Annotated in this window: 12 protein-coding genes; 8 read left to right on the forward strand and 4 right to left on the reverse strand. The window is 59.8% G+C overall.

Annotation, left to right across the window (positions count from 1 at the left end):
• Window positions 1-573: 573 nt before the first annotated feature.
• Entirely contained in the window at window positions 574-888 is a 315-nt protein-coding gene (locus LB519_RS30885) for a hypothetical protein (RefSeq protein ID WP_224621925.1), read from the forward strand.
• Window positions 889-1,598: 710 nt separating this feature from the next.
• Window positions 1,599-3,755: a glycogen debranching N-terminal domain-containing protein gene (locus LB519_RS30890; RefSeq protein WP_224621926.1), complete on the forward strand. Its 2,157-nt coding sequence runs from the start codon at window positions 1,599-1,601 to the stop codon at window positions 3,753-3,755.
• A 367-nt stretch (window positions 3,756-4,122) separates the two neighbouring features.
• On the opposite strand, the gene LB519_RS30895 is transcribed toward LB519_RS30890, so the two are convergent.
• From LB519_RS30895 to LB519_RS30910, 4 genes are all read right to left on the reverse strand, one after another.
• Window positions 4,123-4,419, reverse strand: a complete 297-nt coding sequence (locus tag LB519_RS30895) for a DUF982 domain-containing protein (protein WP_013895427.1) — start codon at window positions 4,417-4,419, stop codon at window positions 4,123-4,125.
• A gap of 188 nt (window positions 4,420-4,607) precedes the next feature.
• Window positions 4,608-6,776, reverse strand: a complete 2,169-nt coding sequence (locus LB519_RS30900) for an amylo-alpha-1,6-glucosidase (protein WP_224621927.1) — start codon at window positions 6,774-6,776, stop codon at window positions 4,608-4,610.
• 192 nt (window positions 6,777-6,968) lie between these two features.
• Window positions 6,969-8,081: a glycosyltransferase family 4 protein gene (locus LB519_RS30905; RefSeq protein WP_224621937.1), complete on the reverse strand. Its 1,113-nt coding sequence runs from the start codon at window positions 8,079-8,081 to the stop codon at window positions 6,969-6,971.
• A gap of 14 nt (window positions 8,082-8,095) precedes the next feature.
• Window positions 8,096-9,490, reverse strand: a complete 1,395-nt coding sequence (locus LB519_RS30910) for a Do family serine endopeptidase (protein WP_224621928.1) — start codon at window positions 9,488-9,490, stop codon at window positions 8,096-8,098.
• Window positions 9,491-9,744: 254 nt separating this feature from the next.
• On the opposite strand from LB519_RS30910, the gene LB519_RS30915 reads away from it, so the two are divergent.
• From LB519_RS30915 to LB519_RS30940, 6 genes are all read left to right on the forward strand, one after another.
• On the forward strand, window positions 9,745-10,104 hold the full coding sequence (locus LB519_RS30915) for a hypothetical protein (RefSeq protein ID WP_224621929.1): 360 nt from the start codon (window positions 9,745-9,747) through the stop codon (window positions 10,102-10,104).
• A gap of 264 nt (window positions 10,105-10,368) precedes the next feature.
• Window positions 10,369-10,839, forward strand: a complete 471-nt coding sequence (locus LB519_RS30920) for an Hsp20 family protein (protein ID WP_224621930.1) — start codon at window positions 10,369-10,371, stop codon at window positions 10,837-10,839.
• A gap of 75 nt (window positions 10,840-10,914) precedes the next feature.
• Complete coding sequence (locus LB519_RS30925) at window positions 10,915-11,409, forward strand: Hsp20/alpha crystallin family protein (protein ID WP_224621931.1); 495 nt, start codon at window positions 10,915-10,917, stop codon at window positions 11,407-11,409.
• 71 nt (window positions 11,410-11,480) lie between these two features.
• Window positions 11,481-12,227, forward strand: a complete 747-nt coding sequence (locus LB519_RS30930; RefSeq protein WP_224621938.1) for an NADH dehydrogenase ubiquinone Fe-S protein 4 — start codon at window positions 11,481-11,483, stop codon at window positions 12,225-12,227.
• A gap of 10 nt (window positions 12,228-12,237) precedes the next feature.
• Window positions 12,238-12,546: an RNA polymerase rpb6 gene (locus LB519_RS30935; RefSeq protein ID WP_224621932.1), complete on the forward strand. Its 309-nt coding sequence runs from the start codon at window positions 12,238-12,240 to the stop codon at window positions 12,544-12,546.
• A 25-nt stretch (window positions 12,547-12,571) separates the two neighbouring features.
• Window positions 12,572-12,937, forward strand: coding sequence for an SPW repeat protein (locus LB519_RS30940; protein WP_224621933.1), 366 nt, complete (start codon window positions 12,572-12,574; stop codon window positions 12,935-12,937).
• The last annotated feature ends 35 nt before the right edge of the window (window positions 12,938-12,972 follow it).

The following is a 12,972-nucleotide window of genomic DNA, read 5'->3' on the forward strand; positions in this document are numbered from 1 at the left end:
GACCGCCACCTTCATTTGAGGAACATCAGTCACGCGGCCTCTGTGATGTCTGCGGAGCTGGCAGGAACATGCTGTCGCGACAGGTCAGGCCGCCTAGCCAGTCCCTCTGAGCGTCGAGCAGTTCATCCTTCCCAGTCAGGCCATTCATGAACAGCTTGAGGACGTGCGCACCTATGTGCTCTCCGTCCTGCGAAGCAAGCGTTCGTCGTCGTGGACGGCGGCGCAGCGGCTGAAACGCTGCGGCGAGATCAGTACCGGGGCAGTATCAGCATGATCAGCGATGGCCAATCTCGGTCCGTTGATCGGCCGAATCTCTCCACGAACTGCCTTGCTGGGGGCCCAGGCACGGACATGATGCGTTGGTGACCCTCGGAAGGGGCCATGTTCGGGAAGTCCGACCGGCCCGATCCGTGTGAACGAAGCCGAATGGCTGACCTCCCAGCCAAAGACCGGTTTCAAGCCGTTCACGTTCGTCGGCCTCGGATGGCGGGGAGTGTGGGCTCTCCATTTGCGAGATTTTACGCAACCAACTTAGTTTGCCAGCATTAACCTGGAAAGCACCGGAGGATCCCCATGCTGCATTACAGTGTGCCTCGGGAGTTTGAGATTGGCGACGAGGTCGCGTTGACCTCTACCGTCATTACGGTGCTCCCTAGCGGACGCGCCAGAGTCAGCATTCCGTCCTACGACCATCCTTATCCGGTGGATGCACCACCTAAAGCCCGAGCTGGGGATAAACTTGTTCTTGTTGGAGACATCATCCGCATCGATCGCGAAGCTAATAAGCTGACGGTGCGGATTGATTGCGGCGGGGTGATAACCATCGACAAGTCGGCGGTCGCTAGGGTAAGAAAGCACCGTCACGTTTCGCGGCCTGACGCTCACTAAGGAAGCCGAGGAATGTCATGCGATCGCTGGACGGGCGCATGCCTACCTGCCTTTGCTTCGAACGCTTCGCCGCCAGAATGAGCGGGCGGCAATGTGCGGACACTCGATCATGGAACCCCGCCAACATGCGAACTGCCGTTGGGGATCGTGCTGGACGCCTACCCGACCGGATGGAAATACGATGTACAGATCGGGAGAAGGCAGCGCTCCTTCGCAGCAGCACGAGTTGCTGGGTGGAGTCCGCCTCATTCAACAAGTCACGGGCCGGGTCTTGCGTGATCTTGCCGGGCTTGCGCGGTCCGACGGATACCCTGTCTCAGGTTAGCAACTGATACCACGCCGATATCGCTTTCGGATCCGGCCGCACCGTCAGGTGTCGAGCTGTACTTTGTGATGACGGTGAACCGGGTAAGTGAGGTGAACCGCTCTCAAACGCTTGATCAAATTGGGACGAGCTTCGATTGTCCCGCCGACCACTGACCGCGGTTACACCTGAAGGCTGCAGGACCGTTCGCGAGGCAAGAGCTCTGCCAAGGGCGTCTGCTCCCCGCGGCCAACTAGCCTCGTGGCCGCGACGTCTTGACGAGGGGCGCTGAAGGTCCAAACTCAATTTTTCGAGACGGAATATTGCCGGCCCGAACGACGAACATTTGGTGTGCTCTTACGGACGAGATCCCTCCGCGGACGCTGCAATTGGGTCAGTCGTTGAAATGACGCTAGAGATCACCATTGGACCGCCGCGTTTAGCAATCAACCAGGGGCGCAGCTTCCTAGTGACCGAACCGGACGGCCAGATCCGCTGGCCCACGCAAAACGGGTTGTATGCGTCGGACACCCGCCTGATATCCAGCTGGCAGATCTTTGCCAATGGGCAACCATGGGACCTCCTCAATTCCGGAAATATCGCCTACTTCGCAGCCAAGGTCTATCTCGTGAACCAGGCGTTCGCGACTGAAACAGGCCATGTGCTCGCGGGCAGCCTGGGATTGGGGATCGGCCGAGCGTTGGATGAGGGGCTACATGAGGATCTTGACCTCGTAAACCACGGGCAAAAGGCTGTACGGTTCAATTTGGAAGTTGCTATGCGCAGCGACTTTGCCGATCTCTTCGAAGTCAAGGGCGGCCCGATCATCCGCCGCGGACGGATCACCACGGAATGGTCGTGCAAACTGGCACGCCTTCGCACGTCCTACGTCAATCAGGATTTTAAGCGAGAGGTCACGGTAAAAATCCGCCACACGTCCAAGAAGCCTGTCTATGCCAACGGCCGGATCAGTTTCGACATTAAGCTCGAGCCGGGCGAGGTATGGCATGCTTGCCTTCTCTATGACTTCGGCAACGGTGATGCGGTCTATCGGGCACCACGCGTCTGCATCGACCAAGCCCTTAGCTCTAAAGCGGCGAAACGCCTCGCACAATGGCGAGGCAGTGCCCTGAACTTCAGCTGTTCCAATGACGAATTCTACCGCTTCTATCATCAGGCGGTCGAAGACATGGCGGCGCTGCGGCTGCCGATCGAAGGGACGGACGAGCTAGAATATGTCCCGGCCGCCGGACTGCCATGGTTCATCGGACTGTTTGGTCGTGACAGCCTGATAGTCTCGCTTCAGAATGCGCTGGTCTATCCGGATTTTTCGCGCGGTGCCCTGGACGTTTTGGGACGCCTTCAAGCAACCGAGCGCGACGACTACCGCGATGCGGAACCAGGGAAGATAATGCATGAGCTTCGCACCGGCGAACTCGCCCATTTCAATCTGATCCCCCATACACCATATTACGGCACAGCCGATGCAACGCCTCTCTACCTCATCGTGCTTCACAACACTTGGCGATCCACCGGTGACTCCAGCCTGCTGGACCGACACATCGCCACGGCCGAAAAATGCCTGGATTGGATTGACCGCTATGGGGACCGCGACGGTGATGGCTTCCAGGAATATGAAACCCGTTCGGCTTCGGGATACGAAAATCAGAGTTGGAAAGACGCCGGCGATGCCCTGGTTTACACAGATGGCACGCTGGTAAAGGGACCCAAGGCGCTTTGCGAATTGCAAGGCTATGTCTACGACGCTTGGCAGCGCATGGCTGAAATCTTCGATGCCAGAGGCGACGGCGCACGTGCCGAGCAGCTTCGTGTCAAAGCCAGGAGCTTGTTCGACCGGTTCAACCGGGTCTTCTGGGATGAGGCGTCCGGCTTCTACGCGTTCGCGCTCGATGGCGACAAGAAACCGGTGCTGAGCGTCGCCTCCAACCCTGGTCACTGTCTTTGGTCGGGAATAGTTCCCCCCGAACGAGCCGCTAGGGTGGTGCAGCGGCTGATGATGCAGGATATGTGGAGCGGTTGGGGAATCCGGACGCTTTCAGCCGATCACCCTGCCTACAATCCACATTCCTATCAATGCGGCTCCGTGTGGCCGCATGACAACGGACTGATAGCGCTCGGATTCCGACGCTATGGCTTCTGGGCGGAAGCTTGTCGCCTCTCTCGCGACGTAAGCAGCGCCGCAATCTACTTCATGCAACATCGAATGCCAGAGCTGTTCGCCGGCTTGCCGCGATCGCCCGCAACGTTCCCGGTGCAGTATAAGGGAGCGAACGTTCCGCAGGCCTGGGCGGCGGGGTCGTGCTTTTCACTTTTGCAGGCGATCATCGGCTTCCAGCCCGACGCTCCAAATGGCAAGCTGTACATCGATCCCAGGCTGCCGGACTGGATGCCGGAATTCACCTTGAAAGACGTGCGGCTCGGGAAAGAGCGCCTCGAACTCCATTTCTGGCGCTCCGGCGCCGAGAGCTGTTGGGAAGTTCGAAGCGGCGATCCGTCCTTGGTGGAGGCGCGCAGTTGCGCTACCGGGCCCTCCTTGCGCTAGGCTGCCGGTCGCGGTGCGCGTTCGGCTTTCTGGTTAGGGTGTCGCCTACTGCACAAGTCGCAACTTATAGCCAGGCCAGATCGAAGCCCGCCCAGACAGTTTTGCCCCCGCCCGGGGCGGGCTGTGGAAGCTGAATGGAGGCCGCTCCGACCTTGGCTGACGGGGATTCAGCCAAGGCAGATTCCGAACTTCACGCGTCTACGAATGTTCCAAATGTCGGTTGGGGACCAGACTAACCGGTTGGCGCAAAATGAGGCCATGACGGACACCAGCCAATGGCTGGCCGCCCCGGTCTACAGCCCTCAAAGACCACGCTCGAGACCGCCGGATGATCACCGGTGACGAGCATCGTCCCGGTTCCGCACCCTCACACGCGGTCTGCGTTACTGATCTTTGGTCCTGTCATCCACGGCGGTGCTGTAGGCACATCCTCGATGACGCCGATCTTGCGGGCCCAAGTCGTAAAGGCCTTGTGCGCAGCCTCGACAGGCTTGCGGCCATCATAAGCCGAGTAGCACGCTTCACAGGCCGCCGCGTGAAGGAGACCACGTTTTTCGACAGGCCATTCTTCCAGAAACTCAATAGCATCCATCACGCAGTCGATTTTTTGGATGTAGCCATTCTCCCCTACGAAGACTGGCTGCTTGAAAGCATCACTTTCCATAGTGACCTCCCTTCAACAACTGGACCTGGTGATCGTATCCGCAGATGCACTGCTCGTCCTCGAACCGCTGAATGCCGGTTGGACATCACAGAAGAGATTGGAAGCACCTCTTTTACATTCAAGACCAGCTCGCCAGGCAAACGCCAGCAGCATCTCGAAGCCGACGGCAGGCACTCCGGCTGCGATTGCTAAGAGCGAACGGCCAGCGGCACCAGGCCCTCGTGCCGTTCACCGAGATAGCAGACAACCCGGTCGCCGACGCGCTGGAAATTGAGATCGACCTTCGCCTCCCCAACGGCTAAATGCCGGATGACGATGTTGTCGATGCCGATCGGCAACCGTGGGCGTTCGACATTGATCTCGCGCTTCCAACCATCGATGCGGATCCCAAGACAGGCCTGCAACATCATGAAGGCCGAACCGGCAGACCACGCCTGCGGCAGACAGGCGACAGGATAAGCGATCGGCGCGTCGCCGATGGCGCGCGTAAAGCCGCAGAACAGCTCCGGAAGCCGCATGTTGAACTGGACCGCCGCCTCGAACATGCTGCTCAAAAGCTTCACGACGCTGGTGCGCTGCTGATAGCGGGCTAGTCCTGCGGCACAGATTGCCGTGTCATGCGGCCAGATCGAGCCGTTATGATAGGACATCGGATTGAACGGGAGCTCGTCGTCGGCCAAGGTGCGAACGCCCCAACCGCTGTGGAGATGCGCCGACAGCAACTGCTCGGCAATTAATTGCGCCCGTTCCGCCGATGGCAGCCCAACGTAAAGCAGATGCGCCGCATTGGAGGCGCGCACCGCGCATTGCTTGCCTTCCCCATCGATTGCTAAGGCGTAGAAGTTTCGCTCCGGCATCCAGAATCGGCTCTCCACTGCGCTGCGGATTTTTTCCGCCATGGCGCTCCAGTGCGCTGCCTTGGCCGCGTCGCCGCGTTTGGCTGCCAATGCAGCCATGCCTTGATAGGCTGCGAAGACATAGCCTTGCACCTCCACCAGTGCGATTGGCCCCTTCGGTATAGTACCATCGGCATGGAAGATCGCATCGGCGCTGTCCTTCCAGCCCTGGTTGAAAAGCCCGGTATCTGCCGCCCTGCTGTAGGTCACGAAGCCATCCCCGTTGCGAGCTCCCACCTCCTCCATCCACCCGATTGCCGCACATAGCGAATCCCACATGCGGTCCACGAATTCCTGATCTCCGGTGCGATCAGCGTAGGAACAACCCAGGTAGACATAGAGCGGAGTGGTGTCGACCCCACCATAGTAGCGGCCGAACGGCAGTTCGCGCAGGACAGCCATTTCCCCCTTGCGCGTCTCGTGCATGATCTTGCCGGGTTCGGCATCGTCAAATATCGAAGTCTCTGTCGACTGATAGCGGGCAAGGAACGCCAGGACTCCGCGAGCGAGCGCGGGGTTCAGCCACAGCATCTGCAAGGCGGAAATGACGCCGTCGCGGCCAAAAGCGGTCGAAAACCAGGGAATGCCGGCATACGGATATGGCCCGGTCTCCAGATCGGTGGTCAGCAGGGCAATGTCGGCCCGTGTTCGCGTGAGCCAGTCGTTGAACACGCGGCCCGAGCTGAAGATAGTGGCGCCCTGCCGACGCTTTGAGCGCATGGCAAACCGAGCTCGCGCCGCCGCCGCGCGGAAGCGATCGCTGGATGGCACTTCTTCGTTTTGACCGACCTCCAGGTACAATGCTCTTCTGGCGCGCCTCTCCACCCGAATGAGGAACTCGGCGTGATTGGGGTGCACCTGATCAGGCCTAGTCGAAAACGCAATAACAGATTGGCGCGAAACATTGTCGAGGCCTTCGTACCGAAACGTGACGCTCGTCTCACCGACCAGCGCGTCATGGGCGCGACCACGGCGGCTTCGAGTGGTGCCGCGCACCTCGAACATGTCACGAAAATCGGCGTCAAAGTCGAAACGAACCGGCAGCAGGACCTCGCGTCGGGAGTAGTTCGAGAACGCGATTCGCTCGAACATGCGGTCTTGCCAGATGAACCTGGTCCGCTCGATGTGCACGACGCCCGGCAGTGCCTCACTACCGTCGGATCCGATTGTGGACAGATTTGTGAGATTGGCTGTGAATAGGATGTTGTCCTGCGACAGCGAGGCGCCGAGCAGCGAGGGCATGTGGTCGCCGACGAACAGCCGGAAGCGCGACAGCACACGCGTATCGTCGCGGAAAAGCCCGTCGCCAGTGCCGCGTATGTCTCCATAACTGTCCGCAACGACGAAACAGTCCTCGTGCTTCAGCGCAAATTGTCTATGCGGCTCGCGCGGCGCCGATTCATCGAGTGCGGGAAGAGCAACGGCTGGTTCAAGCTTACGTTCTTCGACTTCGATGCTCATCTCAACCCTCCTGTTCAGACGGCCGATGCTGGCGCTTATTCCATTATGGCTGCGCCCGGCCATAGCCTATCAATGGTGTTTCGCATCAATCCTGCGATGCGCGGTTGCGGAGAGCGTCCTTCGAATCCTTGGCGGATTTTCGGCGAAGTTCCGCTGTTGAAAGTCGACTGAGGCCGGCGGGAATCTGGCGGCTCAGACAGCCAACACTCCCGAAACAGGGCTGGTTATCGTATCTGCTTTTGCCGCGATGCCATTTCGCGAGCCCAGTGAGAATCGCTGGTCGCGCGCCAGCGAGTGGTAGATTGCCAAATAATCGCTGCACATGCGCTCCACCGTGAACCTCTTTTCAAAAGTTTCCCTCACCTTTGCTCGATCGAGACCGCCTATCCGCCGTATTGCGTCTACGGCCTCGTCAACGCCTTCCACGATCACTCCGGACACTCCATTGTCGACGACCTCTGGAACGGCTCCGCGGTTGAAGGCTATCACCGGGGTGCCGCAGGCCATCGCCTCGATCGTTACGAGGCCGAATGGCTCAGGCCAGTCTATAGGAAACAGCAGCGCCGCCGCATTGCCGAGAAACTCCGCCTTCTGCCGCTCATCGATCTCGCCAATGAACTCGACCTTCGAATTTCGAAGCAACTGGGGTTCGACTTTCTCACTCCAAAATGATTGGTCCACCGCGTCGATTTTGGCCGCGATCTTCAGTGGCATTCCGGCGCGCGCAGCGATTTCCATCGCGACTTCAGGTCCTTTTTCCGGCGAGATGCGGCCAAGGAACGCCAGATAACCCGAGGCCTTGGGCTGGAAGGGGAGAATGGCGGGCGGCAAACCATGGTAGACGGTTCCGAGCCAATTGACCGGCGGCATCGGCCGCCGCTGGTCATTGGAAATCGAGACCAGCGGAATGTCGTCGAATATTGCGTAAAGCTGCGCCAGATCCGGAAGGTCGAGCCGACCATGAAGGGTGGTAACGGTTCGCTGCGCGAACTCACGGATTATCGGGAAGTGCAGGACATCGACGTGAAAATGCAGCACGTCGAATTCATCCGCCCGTCGGCGGACGCGTTCCAGCATCATGACATGGTACGGGATGTGGTTATGGGCATTCGGGTTCAGGCGCAGTGCAGTATCGCAACACGCCACAAGTTCGGCCGAAGTGCTTGAATCGCCGCTGGCGAACAACGTCACATCGTGGCCCTGTCGAACCAGCTCTTCGGTCAAATAGGAAACGATCCGCTCGGTCCCGCCATAAAGCTTGGGCGGTACCGACTCCATCAGAGGTGCGATCTGGGCTATCTTCATCTGCACATAGTCGCTCAAGAGTTTGAGACGGCCACGAAAAGCGATTGTCCCTGCCGTTCGATGCGTAACAGGATCGGCTTGTTCTGCTGCCGGGATTTCGCCCACTCCTGTCGGACATCCGAAGGCTGGGTAACATTCTGGTTGTTCGCCGAGACGATCACATCGCCGGGCTTGAGACCGCTTTCAGCCGCAAGACTGTTCGGCGCGACCTCCTGGACAAACACGCCGGTGGTACCCGGCTGAAGACCGAGCTGCTGGCGCGCTTCATCTGGAATTGGGCTGAGCGACAGCCCGAGACCTTGATCCGCCGCTTCTGGATTCGGAACAGCACCGGTCCGCATCTCCTCGTCCTTGCGCTGGCCCACGGTCAATTCCACCTCCTGCTGTGAGCCGCCGCGGTTCCTTGTCAGCGTCGCTCTCGACCCCGGCTTTTCGTTCGCCGCAGCCAGCGTCAAGTCATGGACACCCTGGATGTCCTTGCCGTTGAACCGAGTGACTACGTCGCCTGATCGTAAGCCGGCCTTCTCCGCTGGACTGCCGGGCTCGACGGAGGCGACCAGCGCTCCCTTGGTGCCAGACATTCCAAGCGCCTCGGCAAGCGACGGAGTCACCTCCTGGAGACGCACACCGATGAAACCGCGCTCGATCCGGCCGTTGCGGATCAGTTGATCGGCGACGCGCCGTGCCGTTCGCGACGGCACGGCGAAGCCGATGCCTATGCTGCCGCCCGACGGCGAGACGATGGCCGTGTTGACGCCGATCACTTCGCCGCGTGCGTTAAATAGGGGACCGCCGGAATTGCCTCTGTTGATCGAGGCGTCTGTCTGGAGGAAATCGTCATAAGGGCCGGCCTGGATGTCGCGCGAGCGGGCCGAAAGAACACCGACGGTAACGGTTCCCCCGAGCCCGAAGGGACTGCCGATCGCGATCGTCCAGGCACCCGGCTGCATTGCGTCCGAGTCACCCCAGGCGGTCGTGGTCATGTTCGGCCGGGGATCCACTTTCAAAACCGCGATGTCGGTTGCTGGATCGCGGCCCACCAGTCGCGCGGGCGAAGTCTCCTTGTCGGAGAAGACGACGTGGATTTCGGTGGAGTCGGCCACGACATGATTGTTGGTGACGATATAGCCCTCGGGACTGATGACGAAGCCGGAGCCAAGCGCTTCCCGCACCTGCGGCTGGACAGGCCCGCGGCCGTCGAAGGGATTCAGAAAATCGTCGAGCGTCGTTTGGTCCTGGATGATCTGCCTGGTCGTGATGGCGACCACCGCCGGCAGTTTCTGACGCACGATGGCGCTGAAGTCGTTTGGGATTTCCTGTGCTGAAACCGGAGCAAAGCCGCCAGCCGAGAGCGTCAAAACTCCTGCGAGGAGGCCAATGCACAGCCGCTTCCTGGAAATGTAAGACATGATTGACTCTCCTGCCCGACTGCCCGACTGCCCTGGCGCTGCGGCGCGCCTTGTTCAGACGCCAGAACTGACATTCACGCGGATTGTTTCACCGGTTCGAAAAAATGTTGATGCTGGGCTGAACCGTGAGGATGCGGCCTTGTTGGCGCCATTGAAATTTGGTCGAAACTCTCCAAAATTTCAGTCGGTGGAAATCACGAGAGCCACCAAGATGATGTCAACAGAGGAGCCTAGTGAAAGCGGAGGGACCACCGATGGAAAGAGCCATTTCGACGAGTTTTGCCCCAGTCGAGCCCGAAGCCCCTGATGTTTTTCTTGACCGGTTGCTGCATCCGGCACGGCATTTCGAGCGACCTCAGGACGTGCTGATCGACGAGACGCTGGACGTCCAGGAGAAGCGTGCAATCCTGTCGTCATGGGCATCGGACGCTTGTGCGGTGGAATCGGCGCCGGCGCTGCGCATGCCGCCCGGAGTCACCGAACCGGTCAGCTTCGATGCCATCATGGACGCGTTGCGCCAATTGGATCAATGCGAGAAGCTTCCCGCCGCCGGTCGCAGTCACGAGATCGACATCGCGGCCGCCGGTTTCACAGCACTGGTCGATCGACTTTAACCCAAGCGCCGTCCTTCCGGAATCCGATGGGCCTTTCTGCTGGCGAAAATTCGCCAGCAGAACCACCCAATGCGTTCTTCCCGCCCATTCCCCAATACGTCCGGATCTTGCCTGAAAATTTTCCTAAGAGACCTCTTGAACGCTCAACTGTATGTTCTAAATCGACAATCGCCGGCCGCCTGATGGGGCCGGCGCTAAGTCAGGAGGCGTCAAGGCTCTCTTGGCGTCCTTTTGTATCCATGTTGCTCAAAGGAGGATGTGGCTATGAAGACAAACCTCGATTTTACCCCCTTGTTCCGGTCCAGCATCGGCTTCGATCGCGTTTTCGATCTGCTCGAAAATGCGAGCCGTGTCACCGCGATAGACAATTGGCCGCCTTACAACATCGCCAAGACCGGTGAGGACGACTATCGCATCACAATGGCGGTCGCCGGTTTTTCGCAGGAGCAATTGACCATCACTCATCAGCCGAACTTGCTGCTTGTGAGCGGCTCGCAATCGGGTGACGACAACGGCCAGTATCTTTATCGCGGCGTTCCCGGGCGCCCCTTCGAGCGGCAGTTCGAACTGGCAGACCATGTGAAGGTCGTCGGCGCCAGCCTGGAAAACGGGCTGCTGAACATTGATCTCAAGCGCGAGCTTCCCGAAGAGATGAAACCGCGCCGGATCGCCATCGCCGGCAGCACGGCCCAGGCGAAGCCACGGCAGATCGAAGGCGAGAAGAACGCCGCCTGAACTCAGAGTGAACCAGAAGCGACAGGCACCGGCGGTCGTCCGGTGCCGCGCGGTTGAACATGGAGGTGAATGAAGATGAACATGCGTGACCTTATCCCGTGGAGCCGCAACAACAACCAGGCTCCCAGCATCTATAGCGGTGGCGATCCCTTTGTTTCGCTTCACCGCGAGGTAAACAGGCTCTTTGACGATGTGTTGAGGAGCTTCGAGACGCGTTTGCCTTCCATGGGGCAGCTCTCGTCTTTCGAGAATGGCTGGCCGAAGGTGGAGATTTCGGAGTCGGACAATGAGCTTCGCGTCACCGCCGAGGTCCCCGGTATGGAAGAGAAGGACATCGAAGTCCTGCTCGACGGGGACGTGCTGACCCTGCGTGGCGAAAAGCGGTCGGAGACCGGCGAGAAGGATTACTCCGAGCGCTTCTACGGTCGCTTCGAGCGGCGCATACCTCTCGGCTACGAGGTCGAGGACGACAAGGTCAAGGCGTCCTTTGCCAATGGCGTCCTGACCTTGACGCTGCCGAAGAACCCAGACGCGCAGTCGAAGGTGAAGCGCATCCCGATCACCCACTGACGCATGGAGCAAGTCGGGGGCGGCAGGCAGCCGCCTCCGACGCATCCTTCGCAAAATGGGAGGATGGAATGATGCAGAAGCAAGAAGAAAGAGAAGTCACACAAGCCGCAGAAAATCTCGCACCGGCAAACGACAATCGCAAGCGCGCGCTGTCATTCGGCAGATCCGAGTTCCCGCGTGATGCGGTCGCGCGGATCTACAAGCCTTCCCGTTCAGTCACGACCTCGGGCCGTGCGCGGCCGAAAGGCTGGCGTCTGGTGTTCGAGCGGCGTATGGCGCCGGTCATCGAACCGCTGATGGGCTACACCGGAAGTGGTGACACGCTGACTCAGGTGGAGCTCGATTTTCCGACGGTTCAGGCGGCCATCGACTATGCCGAACGTCAGGGCCTCGCTTATTCGGTTCAGGTAAATCCCGCGGCGGAAAAATCCGCGGAATCTTCCAGTGCCGAAAAGCGGCTGCAGGCCGGCAGGGACCTTGTCTGGAACCGCCTGCAACTGGCGTTGCTCACGAGCAGCTACGGTGCCGTTTCACAGGCCTCGCATTATGGACCGGCATTGGCCGATCCCGAGGCGCTTTATGCATCGCCGATGGACCTCGTTGTCGATCCTCTTCTGACAGTCGACGAGAAACGCGCCATCCTGCGCAACTGGGCGTGGAACGAGTATCTTGTGGATCTCGCGACGGCCGAAGGGATGCCTGAAAACGCGCGTCCGACACGGCTCGACGAAGTGGAATCGGCACTGCTCGCACTGGAGCAGCTTACGACAGCGAAACTGGCCGTTTCCGTTCCTGAACAGAAGCAGAAGGCAGCGTGAGGTGGGCATCATGGATCCGATGATCGTGCTCGATTGTGAAAATACCGTGCCGAACCGTTTCGCGGCGGCCGGGCGGGGCCCGGGCGCTCAGCCGTGGTGCCGAGCCTCGCCTGACCGGCAACGTGACGGTGCCGTCGAACTCGCCCTGCGCGAGATCGCCGGCAACCGCTTCCAGCCCGACGAGCTCAAGCCCTTCGTTCTGGCCGGTTCGGTTCCGCGCGATGACCGCGTTCGGCCCGGCCGACGAAGAGAACTTAGCGGTGACGAAGGGCAATCCCTCGCCGCCGAACCCGCCCTCGCTCAAGGGGCGGTGCACTGAGCATATAAGGAAAGGAGGATGAACAATGGAGAAATGGCTGAAAACTGAAAATCGTCCGGTGATCGATGTGGTCAATCTGATCGCCGGCATAGCACTAGTACTGTCGCCCTGGTATCTCGGCTTTGCGGCTGAAACCTATGCAGCTTGGAACGCCTGGATCGCCGGTGCGGTGATTGCCCTGATAGCCGTGGGTGCGCTGGTCGCCTTCCATGCCTATGAGGAATGGGCAAATCTGGCGGTTGGGCTGTGGACACTGGTCTCGCCTTGGGCCCTCGGCTTTTCGGGGTTGGCGACGGCCATGTGGGCGCATGAAATCGTGGGTATTATCGTGGCGGTCTTGGCTGCCGGAAGCCTCTGGTTATTCGGCAATCATCCGCTTTCAACCGCCTGACGGTTCCTCCCCGTGGGGGGGGGGGGGGGGGGGGG

Source organism: Mesorhizobium sp. AD1-1 (assembly GCF_020164655.1).
Lineage (GTDB): Bacteria > Pseudomonadota > Alphaproteobacteria > Rhizobiales > Rhizobiaceae > Mesorhizobium > Mesorhizobium ciceri.

Excerpts from the sequence above, each read along its gene's own strand:
- LB519_RS30940 (WP_224621933.1), top strand. The coding sequence starts at position 12,572 with ATGGAGAAATGGCTGAAAACTGAAAATCGTCCGGTGATCGATGTGGTC.
- LB519_RS30900 (WP_224621927.1), bottom strand. The coding sequence starts at position 6,776 with ATGAGCATCGAAGTCGAAGAACGTAAGCTTGAACCAGCCGTTGCTCTT.
- LB519_RS30920 (WP_224621930.1), top strand. The coding sequence starts at position 10,369 with ATGAAGACAAACCTCGATTTTACCCCCTTGTTCCGGTCCAGCATCGGC.
- LB519_RS30915 (WP_224621929.1), top strand. The coding sequence starts at position 9,745 with ATGGAAAGAGCCATTTCGACGAGTTTTGCCCCAGTCGAGCCCGAAGCC.
- LB519_RS30910 (WP_224621928.1), bottom strand. The coding sequence starts at position 9,490 with ATGTCTTACATTTCCAGGAAGCGGCTGTGCATTGGCCTCCTCGCAGGA.
- LB519_RS30930 (WP_224621938.1), top strand. The coding sequence starts at position 11,481 with ATGCAGAAGCAAGAAGAAAGAGAAGTCACACAAGCCGCAGAAAATCTC.
- LB519_RS30895 (WP_013895427.1), bottom strand. The coding sequence starts at position 4,419 with ATGGAAAGTGATGCTTTCAAGCAGCCAGTCTTCGTAGGGGAGAATGGC.
- LB519_RS30925 (WP_224621931.1), top strand. The coding sequence starts at position 10,915 with ATGAACATGCGTGACCTTATCCCGTGGAGCCGCAACAACAACCAGGCT.
- LB519_RS30890 (WP_224621926.1), top strand. The coding sequence starts at position 1,599 with ATGACGCTAGAGATCACCATTGGACCGCCGCGTTTAGCAATCAACCAG.
- LB519_RS30935 (WP_224621932.1), top strand. The coding sequence starts at position 12,238 with ATGGATCCGATGATCGTGCTCGATTGTGAAAATACCGTGCCGAACCGT.
- LB519_RS30905 (WP_224621937.1), bottom strand. The coding sequence starts at position 8,081 with ATGAAGATAGCCCAGATCGCACCTCTGATGGAGTCGGTACCGCCCAAG.
- LB519_RS30885 (WP_224621925.1), top strand. The coding sequence starts at position 574 with ATGCTGCATTACAGTGTGCCTCGGGAGTTTGAGATTGGCGACGAGGTC.